Origin of the sequence: Borreliella kurtenbachii (genome assembly GCF_030437945.2) — a bacterium.
Taxonomy (GTDB): Bacteria; Spirochaetota; Spirochaetia; order Borreliales; family Borreliaceae; genus Borreliella; species Borreliella carolinensis.
In genome coordinates this window covers 656,397-674,123 of sequence record NZ_CP124058.1, presented here as the reverse complement: position 1 = coordinate 674,123, position 17,727 = coordinate 656,397, and the positions used below count along the sequence as shown (strand labels likewise).

Below are 17,727 nucleotides of genomic sequence, written 5' to 3'. Positions count from 1 at the left end.
GTTCTCTTTCTAATTTCAAATCTCTTTCCAATTTTAACCTCCTAAATCATATAACATAATTAAGAACAATTTATTCTAAATAAAATCAAAAAAATTGAACAATGCAAATCTTAAAATTTTTAAAATTTTTATTTTTTTTTAAAAAATAAAAAAACTTTTTTTATATCAAGCCCCAAAATAGATAAAATAACAAAAAACAATAAAAATCCAAAATAAACCAAAAATGGCAAAACACTAATTGGCGACACAAGTCCATTTGAAAAGTTTACTAAAATAATCATTTGAGCACCATAAGGAATAATGCCTTGGAAAATACAAGAGAACATATCTAAAATAGAAGCACTTCTTTGAACACTGATGTTATTTTCAAAAGCTATCTTTTTTGCCACTTTGCCGCAAATAAGTATGGCAATTGTGTTATTAGCAAGAAAAACATCAACTATTGAAACAAAAGCCCCAATAGAAAATTCCGCTGAACTTTTTCCTCTAATCAAAGATTTTAATTTAATAAGTAGCCATTTAAAGCCTCCATTATGAATCACAGCAAAAGAAACTCCCCCTGTTAAAATTGAGAGAAAAATTAAATCTGCCATATTTAAAAATCCTTTATTAATGTTTTTCATTACATCTAGAAAGTATAAATTGCCATACAAAATGCTAATAAGACATATAGAAAAAATGCCTAAAAAAAGAACTATAAAAACATTCATTCCGGCCAATGAAAAAAATATAATCATTAAATAAGGCACAGTTTTCACCAAATCTATTGAACTTTCATGTAAAAAACTTGTGGTATTGGACAAATTTTCAGAAAGAAAGAAAAAAGAAAAAAAGGTTAGTATAGCAGATGGAAAAGCATAAAAACTGCTACTAATAAAAACATCTAAGATGCTGCTACCTTGAGTTCGACTAGAAACAATTGTTGTATCTGATATTAAAGAAAGATTATCTCCAAACATAGCCCCACACATTACAGATGCTGCTATTAAATTCGGATTAATACCGCTTTTAACAGCAATATTAAAAGCAATAGGAGCAATTGCAACAATAGATCCAACAGAAGTACCAGCAGAAAAAGAGAGAAAGCAAGTTACAAAAAATATACCAGAAACAATCCAATTGGGATTAATATACTTAATTCCCAAATTTGCTACAGTTTCAACACAGCCTATTTCTTTGCAAAGAGAAGAAAAAGCTCCCGAAAGCATAAAAATAAGACACATCAGTATAATATCGTACTGAGCAGCCCCTTTAATAAATATGTGAATTTTATCGGAAAATTTTCCTTTAAACACCAAAAAACAAACAATGGAAGCTAAAAACATTGCAACACTAGCCGGCAGCTGGTAAAAGGCCATTTCCACACCAACAACCCCTAAATAAATCCCCGTGCCTAAATAGATAATAATAAAAACAAAAAAAGGAATAAGCCCAAGAAAATTTGGCTGCCCTCTTACTTCAATATTTTTCATATACATCCTTTAAATATAAGCACCGTTTTTATAAAAAAGATTACCTATATTTTTAAATGATACCTCAAATTATTAACCGATGCATAAATTTGCAATCAAATCAAAAACAAAAATCCCCAATTCTCTTAAAATATTTAAAAAGAAAAATAAAATTTATCAAAAACTTTACTACTAAGTCACAAGAAATAAAAATCTAAGGAAACTCATTATAAATAAAGCAAGCGCTAAAAAGGAATAAGAATAAATTATATAAAAAATTTTATCTCATTTATCTATTTACAAAATATCTTTTAAAAAACTAGAAAATTAAATTTTGCGCCAAAAATGATCTTTTTCTAAAATAGAGTCTATCTCTTTTGGCCCTTCAGAGCCATAAAAATAATTACAAATTTCAATATCTGCCCATTTATTTGAAATATCTGAAACAAATTCCCAAGAACTTTCAATCTCATCACTTGTTGCATACAAAGTACCATCCCCTAAAAAAGCGTCTAACAATAAACGCTCATAAGCCTCATCAAACAATCTTTTAAATGTCCCGTGATATGAAAATTCCATATTAGCAGTTTGAATTTCATAATTATATCCGGGTTTTTTGGTATTGAATTTAATCTCAATTCCATCCCTTGGCTGAATTCTAAATATTAAAGCATTGGAAAAATCAACAGAACTATTGTTAAAAAGGGTAAAGCTTGGTTTTTTAAATTGAATATATATTTCTGAAAATTTCCTAGCAAGACCTTTGCCAGTTCTAAGATAAAAAGGAACACCGGACCAACGCCAATTATTAATAAACACTTTCATAGCTAAATAAGTTTCAGTATTTGAATTTCCCAAAAATTCTGTTTCATCTTTATAACCTTTTTTAAAAACCCCTTGAACTTTTGAACCTATATATTGACCCTTAACAATGTAATTCTTAATATCCTCTTTGCTAATTTTCCTCAAGCTTTTTAAAACTTTTACTTTTTCATCATGAATAAACTGAGAATCAAATTTAATAGGAGACTCCATTGCAACAAGGCTTAACAATTGTAAAATATGATTTTGAACCATATCCTTCAAAGCTCCAACAGAATCGTAATACTCTACTCTTCCATCAAGCCCTAATTCTTCTGCTACCGTAATCTGAACAAAATCCACATAACGATTATTCCAAATATTTTCAAAAATAGAATTGCCAAATCTAAATGTAAAAATATTTTGAACCGTCTCTTTACCTAAATAGTGATCTATTCTATAAATTTGATCTTCTTTAAAAGCAGAATAAAGCAAGCTATTTAATTTTTTTGCTGTCTCAAGGCTAGAACCAAAAGGCTTCTCAAGAACTATTTTTGACAAAGTCAATCTTTCGCTTAAAAAACACCTTTTCAAATGATTAATTATAGGTCCATAAAATGTAGGAGACGTCGAAAGATAATATATCGTTTCTCGATTTTTATCTAAAAATTTAAATAAATTTTTATAAGGCTCCTTTTCATTAAAATCACCAAATACATAAACAAAAAAATTTAAAAAAATTTCAATCAATGAATTGGTCTCTTCCTGCCATAAAGAATCTTTAATATACAATCTAAATTCTTTATCTGTAAAAATTTTACGAGAAAAACCAATAACCCTAAAATTGCTAATACATTTATTTTTAAATAAATTAAAAAGTGAAGGAATAAGCTTTTTTCTAGACAAATTCCCGGTAACTCCAAAAATTACAATATCAAAATTAGAAACACTTTTTTCTTTCATAGAATTTAGTCCAATCTGGTCAATTTATTATATTTTGAAAAACCATATATACAAATATCAACAATAAAAGTTAAGCTCAAATTAAATATCATTTTTTTATAAACAAAACTAGTATATAATAAGGAGAATGAAAAATCTATCACTATTTACAGATTTTTATGAAATTTCAATGATGAATGCTTATTTTACAAAAGGTATTAATCCTAAAGCAAAATTTGAAGTATTTTTCAGAAAAACACCATTTAAAAATGGATATATTGTTTTAGCTGGAATGCACACATTAATTAATGAATTAAAAAATATTCGTTTTGGAGAAAATGAGCTTGAATATTTAAAAAGCTTTAATATGTTAGATAAACAATTTTTAAACTTTCTAAAAGAATTCAAACTAAACATAAAAATAAACTCAATAGAAGAGGGTCGCCTAGTTTTCCCCTATACTCCAGTAGTTGTAATTGAAGGGCGCTTAATAGAATTATTATTAATAGAAGGACTAGTTTTAAATATAATAAACTTTGAAAGTTTGATAGCAACAAAAACCTCTAGAATAAAAGAATCTGGTGCAAAAATTTTAGCAGAACTTGGGCTAAGAAGAGCACAAGGAATAAATGGGGCACTCTCTGCCAGCAAGGCCGCCTACATAGGAGGAGCAGACTTTACAAGCAATATGCTTGCTGGATATAAATACAATATACCAGTCACAGGAACAATGGCTCATAGTTGGGTAATGAGCTTTGAAACCGAAGAGCAAGCATTCAGAGAATATGCAAAAACATATCCAAACAAAGTAAGTTTACTAATCGATACTTATGACACGCTTAACAGCGGATTAAAAAATGCCATCAAAGTATTTAAAGAACTAAAACAAGAAGAGAAAAATAATTTTTCAATAAGAATTGACAGTGGGGATCTTGAATATTTAAGTAAAGCCGCAAGAAAAGAATTAAACCAAAATGGATTAAATCATGTAAAAATTATTGCATCTAATGAGCTTGACGAAAATATTATCATGTACTTAAATTCAATAAATGCTCCAATTGATATTTGGGGTGTTGGAACAAATTTAGTTACAGCAAAAGGAGATCCAAACCTTTCAGGAGTATATAAAATGATCTCTATAGAAAAAAATGGGGAATTTATACCAAAAATAAAAATATCAAATAACGCAGAAAAATCCACATTGCCTGAGCAAAAAGAAGTTGCAAGAATCTATTTAAATGGCCAAATGATCCTTGATTTTATCTTTCTAAAAGAAGAAAAAGATAAAATCAAAGACCATCTAGATTCAAGAAAAGAATTTACCGTTTTTCATCCAATACAAGACAACATTTTTAAAATCATCAAACAATATGACGATTTTGAATTTCTAATTCACACTGTCTTAGAAAATGGAAAACTTTGCAAAGGCTATGAGCCTAGCTTAAACAATATTAGAAATAAAACCAAGCTTGACTTAAGCAAACTTGAACATACGTACAGAAGAATAATTAATCCCCACATATATAAAGTAAGCATCAGTAAAAACTTAAGAAAGTTAAAAAACAAGCTCATAAAAGATATCAAAAACAATTAATATATGTATATATATAAAACTAACGAAGTAAATAAAATTTATAATAAAATAAAAGAACTAACTCAAAACGACAATATTTTTAAAAAAGAAACACTCATAATAGTAAAAAATGATCTTTTAAGAGAAGAAATTAAAAAAACTATAGCAAAACTAAATGGGATTTCTTATAATCTAAATATTAAAAAAAATGCTATAAAAAGCATATATGAAATTTCTTTAAAAAATCCCAATATAAAAAAATACATAGAAGAGAACACTTTCTCATTTTACTTGGAAACAGAAAAATTCATTTTATATAACATATTGAAAAATGAAAAACTAAAATACATAAAAGATTTCAAATCAACAAAAAATAGATACTTTTTTGCATCAAAAATAATAGATTTATTCCACCATTATTACTCAAAATTTTCAAAATTAATTGAAACGTGGGAAGACAATGGATTTTTATTCCAAGAAGAAAATTTAAAGCCCTACGAGAATATGCAAAAAGAATTGTTTAAAAAACTCTTTGAAAAGCAAAAAAATATTTTAAACTTAAATAAAAAAATAATTCAGGAAACCCCAACAAAAAATATAGAAATTGAAATTAAAAAAATAATATTTATTGACAATAACAGAGAGATTGAGAAAAAAATTCTCAACTCTTTAGAAAAAATTTTTGATTTTGAAGTGCATGTGTTAATTTTTGAAGATTTGCTCAACTATGAATCTACCCTTGTTGAAGAATTGTTGTTAACAAAAGCAAAAATCAACCCAATAAAATATCAAGCTTTAGAAAAAGTAGACATTGAATTATTTAAAGGTAAAAATTTTTTAACAAGCATTAAAAATAATATCATAGCAAAAACTCCAATTTCAAAATTAGACGATAGCTTTAAAATAATAGAAGCCAAAAATCAAAAACGCGAAGTAGAAATTTTGACAAATCAAATAATACACTCAATGCAACAAAATAACCTGAAATTAAGCGACATAGCAATAACTTGTTTGCAAGAAAAATTTAATGAATATTTGCCATATATAGAAGAGTGCCTAAATAAATATGAAATCGAATACAGCGTTCTATGTTATAACAATTTGTCAATAGGAGAAAGCATAATAGCCTTAAAAAAGCTAATGGATCTTTTCATATCAAAAAACGGAACAATTAGCAATTTCAGTAGAAAAGAAATATTTGATCTACTAAGCAACAACAAAGTAATGAAAAAATTTAATATATCAACATCTGAATTAAACTATTTAATAGAATTTAGCGACACAATGAACATTAGTTTTGGCGCAAACAAAACTCACAAAGAAAATTTAAATTATGATCAAAGCTTTTTAAACTCTTGGGAAGATGGATTTAATCGATTTTTAATGTCTGAAATATTTGACGAAAAATACGAAGAAGAAACTCAAAAAGAAAGCACAAGATTTCAAGATCAAGAATCAATAATGAAACTTATAACAATAGTAAAAAGTTTGTACGAAGATATAAACTATTTTAAAAATAAGGCATATAAAGTATATGAATGGGCAGAAATCATAGAAATTTTTATTCAAAAATATATTGATCTTGAAGAATTTAATACAACCGATGAATATTTACAAAATAAGATAAAATCCTTTAAAAATTTTCCCAGAGATTTAAATGACAATCTTTACAAAAACTATTTAAAAGAAATTAATGAAATAAAAATTGAATTTTACCTTTTTAAGATTATGCTTGAAGAAAGTATTGAAAAAGAAAAATACGGAGTAATGTATAAAAAAAATGGAATATTGATTGCCAATTACAAAGAAATAGAATATCTTCAAAAAAAAGAAATTCATTTTTTGGGATTTCAAAAATTCAACTCCAATATAAATTATGATAATATGAATTTATTAAATGAATACTATGAGCATGAAAACACCGAAAAAGAGACAATAACGGCTCTTTTTAATTTGATTTTTGCAACATCAGAAAAATTTTACCTTTACTGTTCATTTCAAGACACCTTAAGCCCAGAAATTAATACATCAAAAACAATCAACAAAATACTTGAACACATACAAAAGTATGAAAAAAATTTTCAAATAGAAAAACATCCAAATGAAAACCACGATCTAGCATATTTTAAAGATGTAAAGGAAAATTATTTAATAAACTATGATCCAGAAGCCTTTAATATCGCAAAAATACTACAAAATTCTAAATCGATTAAGTTCAAGCAAAATAAAATCAAACTAGAAAGCCCAATTAAGCTAACTTTATACGAATTAAAAAACGCCCTTTCTAACCCTTACAAACATTTTTATGAAAAAACTTTAAACGTAAAAATACAAGACATAAGATTAGAAAATGAAATCAAAGAAAAACAAGAAGAACAAATTTTCAGTGTTATTGAAATTATTTACAGACTTATAAAAAATTCAACACTACTTCATGAATACATAATGGGGAAAAAAGATGATGTAAAAATAGTAATAGAAATTATTAAAAACCACATTAGATATGAAATACAACAAGGAAGCATTCCTTTCAACATAGACCAAAAAACAACTACAAATGAAATCTTTAAAAAAATAAATAAATTAAAATATAATGCTACTGAAAGCTTAAAAAAGCTTTCAGCAATGACAAAAAGCAAAATTAAATTTTGTAAAACGATAAAACTAAATTTTCAAAAAAAAAATATAGAATTTGAATTAAAAAAAGATATTGAGAATATATATAAAGTCGAAAACGATTATTTTTATTTAAATTTTGTAAAAAAAGACTGTTGTAGTATCCCGGATAAAATAAAAAATGAAATAGATTTATACATAACAGGACTGCTAATAAAAAAAGAAATACAAAATTTCAATTCATTAACGGAAGTAAAAATTGATCTTGAAAGCTTAACAGCAAAAACAACTATTTGTTATCATCACAAAGAAATATTAATTGAAGACATTGAAAATATGCTTATGCAATTTGCATACATATCAAGCTATCCAACTCCAATTTACCAAAGCTTGATAATTAAAATTTTAACAAAAATAAATCAAAATAATTTTTCAAATTGTTTTAAGAATTTTATAAAAATGCAGATAAAAAATCCTTCTAAAGTTTATTTCACAAGCAAAGCACACGAAAGATTCTTAAAAACTAGCGAAATAACGCTCTGCGATTACTATAACAGATTTAAAGACACTCATGATTTCAAGTTAGACGAAAATTTACTAACATTAATAGAAAAATTTTACATTAAATTTGTAAGGACAAAAAATTAAAATCCATGGACAAAATCCTAGAAAAAATTAAAAATAACACAACAATATTAATAGAAGCATCAGCGGGCACTGGCAAAACCCACATACTTGAAAATGTGGTTATAAATTTAATAAAAACCAAACTATACTCCATAAATGAAATCTTGGTATTAACTTTTACAAAAAAAGCCACAGAAGAAATGCACACAAGAATACTAAAAGTAATAGAAAATACTTACCTTAACTCAAAAACAAATGAAATTTTAAAAGAAGCTTATGAGCAATCAAAAAAACTCTTTATATCAACAATCAATAAATTTGCATTACATGCCTTAAATAATTTTCAAATTGAAACAGAAAATTATTCCAAGTATAAACCCAAAGAAAAATTTTCAAAAGAAATAGATGAAATAGTTTATGACTTTTTAAGAAAATCAGATAGCTTGATTCAAGCTCTTGATATTAAAGACTACGAACTTAAAGTATTTAAATCTGATGCTAAAAAAACAGAAGAGATTGTTTTAAAAATAAAAAAAGCTTACGAAAGAGATACAACTCAAGAGCTTGGAGATTGGCTTAAAACCCAAACAGAATTTGAAAGTATTCTTCTTAAAAAGGAAGAGCTGATCAAAGATTACAACAAAATAATAGAAGACTTAGATAAAATGACAAAAGATGAAATATTAAGCTTTTACAATAAACATATTCAAACCGGCAAACTTGAAATAGAATACTCTAAAGAAAACGACATATTCAAAATAGCAGAAACATTATTGAAAAATAAATTTTTTTCAACTCTACTAGAAAAAGAAACTAAAAAAATTTCTAAATTATCGTCTAAAGAACTTAAGATTAAAAATGATTTAATCCGCTTAGGAATTAATATTAAACACGAAAAATATAAATCAGAAGACAATAGAAATAAAAATAGAAACAATTTAAAGCAATATGTTATTTTAAAAGTTGAATACAAAATACTAAAGTATATAGAAGAAGAACTAGAAAAAACTATTAAATCAACAAACACAATAGATCAAAATTACATAATTTCAAATTTAAAAAATCACTTAAAATCAGCAGACAAAAAGCTTCTAAATGCAATCAAAAATCGATACAAAATCATTTTAATTGATGAGGCACAAGATTTAAGCTTAATACAAATTGAGATATTTAAAATATTAAAAACAGCAGGAATAAAATTAATATTCATAGCCGATCCAAAACAGATAATATATTCCTTTAGAAAAGCAGACATTTCATTTTATAACAAAGAAATAAAAAATAAAATCAACGCAGACGCTAGAATTGTGCTGAAAATAAATCACAGATCAAGCAAAAAACTCATAGGGCCTTTAAATAAAATTTTTAATAATATATACAATAATGCAATAGCTGATGACATTGAAAAAATTGAATTTACAAATTCACTTCCAAATCAAAAAAACGACAATAATAAAATCGTCATCAACGGACAAGAAATAGAAGGAATCAATATAATAACCGCAAATACAGAAACTGAAGAAGACATTTACCAAAAAACAGCATTAACAATAAAATATTTGCTTGCATATGGAAAAATTGCTCAGAACGATAAAATTAGAAATATTAAAATGCAAGACATTAAAGTACTTTGCAGGGGAAAAAATGAAATCAATTTAATAGATAAAGCATTAAAAAAAGAGCAAATCCAAACAAACAAAACTCAAGAAAAATTTTTAAAAACCAAAGAATTTAGCGAAATTTTCTATATTATTAAATGCTTAGACCGAAAACAAAGCTTTAAAACCCTAAACTATATTCTAAGCAGTAAAATACTAAATGTACCGTGGAATTTGCAAAGAATTTTAATAAAACAAGACAAAATTCACCTTATAGAAGAATTTATTGAAAATATAACAGCTTTGCTTGAAAAAAATGAAATAACATTAATAAATGCAATTAACAAAATCACATTTGAAAAAAACTTGTGGATCAAAATTGCAAATATCACCAAAGATCAAAAAATTATTGAATGGGCAAAAAATAAAATAAATTACAAAGGTCTTCTTATTAAAGAAGGTAGGCTTGAAAATTTAAAAACCTATGAAACAATACTTGAGATCATCTCTAAAATATATCATAAAGAACAAAACATACAATCTCTAATCTCTACTTTAGAAAGCTTAATAATAAACGAAGAGCCTGAAGAAATAGAAGAAAAACCCAACAGTATAAACAATGATAATGAATCTATAGAGCTCATGACAATTCACAAATCAAAAGGGCTTAGCATGAATATTGTTTTTTTAATCAATACAACTCCAATAGAAAATAGCAATTTTCTTTCAAAAAAAAATCAATTTTACAAATTTTATAAAGAAGGCAAAATTGAATATGATTTTTTTAAATTGGAAGAAAATAAAAAATATGCAAGACTAAAAATACTAAGCGAAGAAAAAAATATATTTTATGTGGGAGCAACAAGAGCTAAATTTGCTCTTTTTATTACAAAAACAAATAGCATAACTAGCAAATTATTAGAAATAGCAAAAATCTTTACTATCGATGATATTAAACATGACTTTAACATATACGAATTTATTGGCCAAAAGAGATTTAATAAAAGAAAAAGCATTACAAATGTAAATACAAAATTAATTCCGCCAAAACCAATAATTAAAAACATGTTTAAAAAAGAATATACATCTAGCTTTTCAAGTTTAACAGCACAAGCCCATCATAAGGCATTTTATGAAAACTATGATTTTAAAAATACTAACTACGAAAAAGAAACAGATCTTGATTACGAGCCTGGATTAGAAGAGACTTTGCCTAAAGGAAAAGACAGCGGGAACATTTTACATGCCGCTATGGAAGAAATAATCTTTAGCACAGCAAAAGATACATTTGATAATTTTAAAAAAAATAACATTGGAATTATTGAAAAACAAATACAAAAAATTAACTCAAATCTCAATACAATAGAAATACAAAATTCATTAACTAAAATGATTTATAACATACTAACCTATAATATAAGAGCAATTAATACTCGTCTGTGCGATATTGAAGAATTACAAAAAGAAATGGAATTTTTAATAAAAATAAATCCCGAATTTCAAAACCAAAAACATCTTTTTGACAAACACTTTGAAGATCTTCACATAAAACTAAGTGATGGATATTTAAAAGGAATAGTAGATCTCATATTTAAAGCTAATAATAAAATATATATCCTAGATTACAAAACAAACTATCTTGGAAAAGATAAGGATGATTATAATATAACAAATTTAGAAAATACAATAAAAAAGGAATATTATGATTTGCAATATAAAATATATGCTCTTGGAATAAAAAAAATATTATTTAAAAACAAAAGAGAGTATAATCAAAAATTTGGCGGGATAATATATCTTTTTACAAGAGCATTTAAAGACAATATTGAATGCCTAAATTCAAAATTTGAAAATGGCATTTATTTTAATCTTCCAGAATTTAACGACGTAGATTTAGATAAAATCATCTTAGAATTAAGCATTAAAAGACACTTATGAGAGATTTTTTAGTATTAAGAGAATTTTTAAAAGATAAAAACAAAAAATTCTTAACCCCTGAACTTAAACTATATGAAATAATTGAACTTTTAAATATCAATAAAAAAAATTGTTATAAAGCACAAACACTTGCAAAGTTCACAAACAATGAAAATATTACAATATTTTTAATATTTTTATTTAACTATTTTGATAAAGGCCACCTAAGAGCTGATATAAATCTATTAGCAAAAGATATTCAAAATACAATAATATTCACAAAAGAAAACCTAGAAAAAACCAATAAAAGTTACAACAAATTAATAAAAATGCTAAAAGAGTTAGAAACATTTGGAAATCCAGAAACTATTAAGAACATAGTTTTGCTTTTAAAAAAAAACAACATACTAATGGAATTTAATAAGCTTAAAATTACAACTCCACTAATTTTGGAAAACAATATCTACATTTATACTCAAAAAAACTACAGAGAAGAAGAAGAGTTAATAAAACAAATTATAAAAAGATTAGAAAACCATAAAAATGAATTAAATGACAATAAAATACAAAATATAATATCAAATTTAAATACCAATAATTTAAATAAAGAGCAAATTACATCAGTGAGAAAGGCATTAAAAAGCAACTTCTTTCTATTAAGCGGAGGCCCTGGAACAGGCAAAACTACAACTATTAACTATATCTTAAAAGCAATTAACAAAACATTTAACAATAAAAAAAAAGGATTAATAGCAATTGCAGCCCCTACAGGAAAAGCTAGCCTAAGGCTGCAAACAAGTATAGACTATTCATTTAAAAATTTAGAAATAGAATGCAATACAATACAAAAACTATTGGGAATCAAATTTATAAATAAAAAAAATCTATATGATGAAGAAAATCAATTAAATTTTGACGTAATAATAATTGACGAAGCTTCAATGGTAGATGCATATACTTTTTTAAAGCTACTAAAAGCAACTCCAATAACCACTAAGTTAATAATGGTAGGAGATAAAAATCAACTCCCATCGGTAAACGAAGGAAATGTATATTCAAGTCTTTTAGAAATAAAACAAATAAATAACGATAATGTAGAAGAACTTAAAGAAAATTTCAGAAGCAACAAAGAAATAAATTTGCTCTCAAGCGCAATATACAAAGAAGATAGTACTTTGATTTGCAAATACATTAATAACAATAAAAATATTCAATTGAAAGAAATAGAAAAAATAAACTTAAAAAAAGATCTAATAGAATATACAAACAATTTGTATAAAAAAATACCCACTTTTAATCTTAAATTACTAAAAGAATCAAAAATTGAAATAATACTTGAAACTTTACTTGAAAATATAATTTTAAGTTCAAAAAATTTTGGTAAATTTGGAACTAAAACACTAAATGAAATAATAAAAACTTACCTAAAAAAGACCTATGGAAGCTTTATTGGCCAAATAATCATGATAACTAAAACTGACTATAAAAATAAATTATTTAATGGAGAACGGGGTGTTATTTTTAATGAAAATTCTAAATTTTATGCTTTATTCCAAAGAAAAGATGAAAAATATAAAAAAATAAATTTAGATTTACTAACAAATTATGAATTCAGTTTTGCCACAACAATACACAAAAGCCAAGGATCTGAATACAAACATATAAAAGTAATATTAGAAAATAACCCTTTTTTAACAAAAGAGCTTATGTATACTGCAATAACAAGAGCCAAGGACAGCTTAGAAATAATTTCTAACAAAGAGACTATTATTAAGCTAAGCAAAAAATCTAGCAAAAGAGATTCAAAAATACTAGAACACGTAAACTCATTTAAAGAAATTGACAAATAAATTAAAAACTACTATAATCTTTTAAAAGAATAGCTTTGGGGGCGTAGTTCAGATGGTTAGAACGCCTGCCTGTCACGCAGGAGGTCGCGGGTTCGAGACCCGTCGCTCCCGATGATAACTTCATATTTATCGTGTCAACGGCTTTTCTTAGAGAATTTATTGATACTCTAGCGAATTTTTAATAAAAAAATTATAAATCTTTAATTTAAAAGTTATAATTTAAGTAATTAAAAAAGAAAATCTATAAGGAGAATGTAAAATGAATCTGCAAAAATGTCTATTTTTGACTACTTTACTATTGATTTCAACATCTGTTTTCGCACAAACCAACACAATAACAAAAGAAAATGTAATTCCAAATGGGAACTTAAGCCAATTTGGAGTAGAAGAGATTTGCCCAATATGCGGATATGTTAATTGTATTTGCGATGAGCAAACTACAGAAATCGCTGCAAAAATCTCTCAATCAAATACAACGGGCTTTTTTACAAGCATGGCTATACTTGCATTGCTAGCGGTAGTTACAGGACTAGCCCTAGCAAAAAAGAAATTATATAAATCAAAATTAAAAATTTAAGCAAACTAAATACTGTAGCTTTTAAAAAGCTACAGTAAAGTTTTAAAATCAATTCTTCAGCTCTATTTAAAAAATTAAGAAGTGCAAATATCCTCAACCCTGATCTCACAAAGCATCTTTTTAACATCTTGAAATTCGCAAAGATTGCCTTTTAATGCCGTAGCTGTACCAGCTGCAACACCAAATTTAAATGAATCTTTTAAGGTATTTCCATTATCAAAAGCATACACAAATCCTGCAATCACAGAGTCTCCTGCTCCAATAGTGCTAACAGAATTAATCTTTGGAACAAAGGCCCTAAAAACAACATTTTTACCACCAATAAAAATAGCCCCGTCACTTCCCATGGAAATTATAATGTTTTGAATCCCACTTTCTACAAGATTTTTCCCGATTTTAATCAATTCTTTTGTAGAATTAAACTTAGCATTAAAAAGATCCTCAAGTTCATAAACATTGGGCTTTATTAAAAAGGGATTTAATTTAAAAATTTTTCTCAAAGGTTTGCCACTAGTATCAATGATAAGCTTAACATCATTAGAAATGCTATTAGCTATTTCATTGTATGCATTCTCACCAAGAGCTGTGGGAACACTTCCTGACATCACTAATATACTATTACTTGTTAAGCTTTTAAGTCTATCTTTCAAAAATTCAAATTCATTCTCAGAAATATCTGGAGAATTGGCATTAATTTCTGTTTCTCTGCCATTTGCTATCATTTTAATATTTAATCTTGTATCATATTTTATTTTAATAAAATCGTTTTTTATGCCCTTAGAATCAAGAGAAAATCTTATATAATCACCTGTAAAACCTCCCAAAAATCCTAAAGCTATGCTGGGTTTTCCCAAGTTTTTAAGAACAATGCTTACATTTATTCCCTTACCGCCAGCAAAAAAATTGTTATTTAAAGCATAATTAAGACTTTCTTCCTGAAATTCTTTTAAAACTATTTTATAATCCACAGAAGGATTGAGTGTTAAAGTATATATCAAGATAATCTCCTTTGATTGATAAAATCAATTAAATAAATAGTAAAATTTAATAAATGTACATACACTATATAATATATAAAGGTGATTATTATGCAAAATTTATTTTCAAAAAACTTAATTGTTTTAAATTATAATGCAACTAGCAAAGAAGATGTAATTAGAAAAATGGCTAGCATGTTTAATGAAAATGGATACTTAAATGACATGGAAGCATTTATAAAAGAAATTAAAAAAAGAGAAGAAATTAACGGAACAGGCATTGAAGAGCATATAGCCATGCCTCATGCAAAAGGTGATTTCATTAAAAAACACGGAATTGCTATTTTAAGAGTTACTGGGGATGGCTTTGATTTCAATTCTTCTGATCAAAAGCTTTCAAAACTGTTTTTCATGATGGCTCTACCTGAAAAAACTCCAAGCAATGCACATATAAAAGCTATATCATACCTAAGTAATACTTTTAGCAACAACTTACTAAGACATGAACTTATGAGCACAAGTAATGAAGATAGATTTTTAGAAATAATTATGAACAGTGGCAATATAAATGAATCTAATAATTTAAATACAAAAAAAGATTTCATTCTTGCCGTAACAGCATGCCCTGTAGGAATAGCTCATACCTATATGGCAGCAGAAAGCCTTAAAAAAGCAGCTTTGGAATTAAATATAAACATAAAAGTAGAAACAAATGGATCTAGTGGAACCGAAAACCCAATAACAGAAGAAGAAATAAAAAAAGCAAAGGGAATCATTATTGCATCTGGCAAAACTATCGAAAAAGAAAGATTTAAGGGAAAACCTTTAATCGAAGTGGGAGTAAAAGAAGGCATACACAAAGCAAAAGAGCTTATCCAAACAATTCTTAAAAACGAAGCTCAAATTTACAAAGGTAACACAAACACATCCGCTGAAACTCTCCAAAAACAACACAAAAGAAATGGAATTTATAAACACCTAATGAATGGGGTCTCATTTATGCTTCCATTTGTAGTTTCAGGGGGAATAATAATAGCAATATCATTCATGTTTGGAATCAAGGCATTTGACATAAACGATCCAAGCTACAATAAAATAGCAGATATTCTGATGCAAATCGGCGGTGGAAGCGCATTTGCTTTAATGATCCCAATACTTGCTGGCTATATTTCATTTAGCATAGCAGAAAGGCCAGGACTTGCGCCTGGAATGATTACAGGATTAATGATGAGCAATGGAAATGCAGGATTTCTGGGAGGCATCTTAGCAGGATTTATTTCAGGCTACGTTACACTAACTGTAAAAAAAATATCTGACAAAATCATTCCTAACAATTTAAGAGGAATAAATCCGGTATTAACTTATCCTTTTTTATCAGTTATAATTTCAGGAATTTTGATATATGCAATGCTTAGTCCAATATCTGCTATTAATAAATCAATAACAGATATGCTAAATCAACTTAGCGGAACTAATATGGCAATACTTGGAGCTTTGCTAGGAGGAATGATGGCAATAGATATGGGAGGACCTGTAAACAAAGCTGCATATGCATTTGGAATTGCAATGATAACTGCAAAAAATTATATTCCTCATGCAAGCATAATGGCAGGAGGAATGATACCTCCTATAGGAATTGCTCTTGCCACAAGTTTATTTAAAAACAGATTCTCAAAAGAAGAAAGAGAATCCGGAAAAGTTTGTTATTTTTTAGGGGCATGCTTTATTACAGAAGGAGTAATTCCATTTGCAGCAGCAGATCCTTTAAGGGTAATACCCGCATGCATACTAGGCTCATCTATAGGAGGATTTGTTTCTGCACTTTTCAAGGTAGAAGTTATAGCGCCACATGGCGGAATATTTATTCTACCAATAGTAGCAAACCCATTAATGTGGATAATATCTATTTTAGTAGGATCTATTATAACGGCTGTTTTAATAGGAATTTTAAAAAAAGAATATAAGAATATAAACGATTAAGTTTATATTCTTGAAATTAGTCAATAAACTAATCTAAGTTTTATTGGTGTTTCAAGACTTAATCCTTTAACCATGTCTACCTCAAACCTTAGTGTATTTGAGTTAATTTGTTTGAACCCAAATTGTTCTTGAACATTCCTAGAAGTCTTAACTATAAGATTAAGTTTTGAATTGTCAATAAGTTCGCTTGCTTTAGAAGTAAAATCCGATAAAAAATAAACCAAAACATCTTTATATTCTTTGGCAGACATTGGAATCTCATCCGATGGCAAAAGAGCAGCAAGTGCATCGCTAATATATTCTTTATTTTCATTAATATTTTTAGTAGCGTTTTCCAAATTAATATCAAGTTCAATAATATTTTTACCATCTTTTTTTTCTATCTTAAACACAGATATATCAGTTTTTTTCATATAATCGCCCAAAATTTTAATCAAATTATCAAACTTAACAACCAAATTAATAGAATCTCCTTGGGTTTTAATGCTTAAAAGCTTAAGTCCAAGCTTTTCCCCTCCATTTTTAAAGTATTTTTTTATTTCATCTACAGGGAAAAGAGGCATATTTGCAATTTCTTCTCCAACTAAAGTTGTTAAGAGTTCTTTTCTAATTTTCTCAAATTCTCTATTAACATTAACAAATATTGAAGCAATGCCACTAATATCATCATTTAACTCAATTTCAACATTAGAACTACAAGCAAAAAAAATAATCGATAAACTCAAGCTAATAAAACATTTTCTCATAACAAACTCCTAACTAACAGTTAAAAACTATTATAATAGAATATATAGCTATAAAGCAATAAAATTAAAGGA

General features: G+C 26.6%; 10 protein-coding genes and 1 tRNA gene. 7 read left to right on the top strand and 4 right to left on the bottom strand.

What is annotated here, in order from left to right; all coding sequences use genetic code 11:
- Positions 1–128: 128 nt before the first annotated feature.
- Entirely contained in the window at positions 129–1,472 is a 1,344-nt protein-coding gene (locus QIA22_RS03775) for a Na+/H+ antiporter NhaC family protein (protein ID WP_301611871.1), read from the bottom strand.
- Positions 1,473–1,778: 306 nt separating this feature from the next.
- Positions 1,779–3,215, bottom strand: coding sequence for a glucose-6-phosphate dehydrogenase (gene zwf, locus QIA22_RS03770; RefSeq protein WP_301611870.1), 1,437 nt, complete (start codon positions 3,213–3,215; stop codon positions 1,779–1,781).
- Positions 3,216–3,342: 127 nt separating this feature from the next.
- Here zwf and QIA22_RS03765 point away from each other — a divergent pair, with 127 nt between their 5' ends.
- The 6 genes from QIA22_RS03765 to QIA22_RS03740 all read left to right on the top strand — a co-directional run bounded on the left by QIA22_RS03765 (position 3,343) and on the right by QIA22_RS03740 (position 13,952).
- Positions 3,343–4,788, top strand: a complete 1,446-nt coding sequence (locus QIA22_RS03765; RefSeq protein WP_301611869.1) for a nicotinate phosphoribosyltransferase — start codon at positions 3,343–3,345, stop codon at positions 4,786–4,788.
- A gap of 3 nt (positions 4,789–4,791) precedes the next feature.
- On the top strand, positions 4,792–8,031 hold the full coding sequence (locus tag QIA22_RS03760) for a PD-(D/E)XK nuclease family protein (RefSeq protein ID WP_301611867.1): 3,240 nt from the start codon (positions 4,792–4,794) through the stop codon (positions 8,029–8,031).
- 5 nt (positions 8,032–8,036) lie between these two features.
- Positions 8,037–11,546: an exodeoxyribonuclease V subunit beta gene (gene recB, locus QIA22_RS03755; RefSeq protein ID WP_301611866.1), complete on the top strand. Its 3,510-nt coding sequence runs from the start codon at positions 8,037–8,039 to the stop codon at positions 11,544–11,546.
- Entirely contained in the window at positions 11,543–13,375 is a 1,833-nt protein-coding gene (recD, locus tag QIA22_RS03750) for an exodeoxyribonuclease V subunit alpha (protein WP_301611865.1), read from the top strand. Before recB ends, recD begins: the two co-directional genes overlap by 4 nt.
- A gap of 37 nt (positions 13,376–13,412) precedes the next feature.
- Positions 13,413–13,486, top strand: a tRNA-Asp gene (locus QIA22_RS03745).
- Positions 13,487–13,634: 148 nt separating this feature from the next.
- Complete coding sequence (locus tag QIA22_RS03740; protein ID WP_301611864.1) at positions 13,635–13,952, top strand: hypothetical protein; 318 nt, start codon at positions 13,635–13,637, stop codon at positions 13,950–13,952.
- 74 nt (positions 13,953–14,026) lie between these two features.
- Here QIA22_RS03740 and pfkB read toward each other — a convergent pair whose 3' ends face one another.
- A complete protein-coding gene (pfkB, locus tag QIA22_RS03735) occupies positions 14,027–14,950 on the bottom strand; it encodes a 1-phosphofructokinase (protein ID WP_301611863.1) in 924 nt (307 codons plus the stop codon).
- Between the two features lie 90 nt (positions 14,951–15,040).
- Here pfkB and QIA22_RS03730 point away from each other — a divergent pair, with 90 nt between their 5' ends.
- Positions 15,041–16,909 (top strand): fructose-specific PTS transporter subunit EIIC, encoded by a 1,869-nt coding sequence (locus QIA22_RS03730; protein WP_301611862.1) that lies wholly within the window; start codon positions 15,041–15,043, stop codon positions 16,907–16,909.
- Positions 16,910–16,929: 20 nt separating this feature from the next.
- On the opposite strand, the gene QIA22_RS03725 is transcribed toward QIA22_RS03730, so the two are convergent.
- Positions 16,930–17,655, bottom strand: coding sequence for a hypothetical protein (locus QIA22_RS03725; RefSeq protein ID WP_301611860.1), 726 nt, complete (start codon positions 17,653–17,655; stop codon positions 16,930–16,932).
- Between the last annotated feature and the right edge of the window lie 72 nt (positions 17,656–17,727).

Bases quoted from the DNA above. Each gene is read 5' to 3' on its own strand.
- QIA22_RS03775 (WP_301611871.1), bottom strand. From the start codon at position 1,472: ATGAAAAATATTGAAGTAAGAGGGCAGCCAAATTTTCTTGGGCTTATT.
- zwf (WP_301611870.1), bottom strand. From the start codon at position 3,215: ATGAAAGAAAAAAGTGTTTCTAATTTTGATATTGTAATTTTTGGAGTT.
- QIA22_RS03765 (WP_301611869.1), top strand. From the start codon at position 3,343: ATGAAAAATCTATCACTATTTACAGATTTTTATGAAATTTCAATGATG.
- QIA22_RS03760 (WP_301611867.1), top strand. From the start codon at position 4,792: ATGTATATATATAAAACTAACGAAGTAAATAAAATTTATAATAAAATA.
- recB (WP_301611866.1), top strand. From the start codon at position 8,037: ATGGACAAAATCCTAGAAAAAATTAAAAATAACACAACAATATTAATA.
- recD (WP_301611865.1), top strand. From the start codon at position 11,543: ATGAGAGATTTTTTAGTATTAAGAGAATTTTTAAAAGATAAAAACAAA.
- QIA22_RS03740 (WP_301611864.1), top strand. From the start codon at position 13,635: ATGAATCTGCAAAAATGTCTATTTTTGACTACTTTACTATTGATTTCA.
- QIA22_RS03730 (WP_301611862.1), top strand. From the start codon at position 15,041: ATGCAAAATTTATTTTCAAAAAACTTAATTGTTTTAAATTATAATGCA.
- QIA22_RS03725 (WP_301611860.1), bottom strand. From the start codon at position 17,655: ATGAGAAAATGTTTTATTAGCTTGAGTTTATCGATTATTTTTTTTGCT.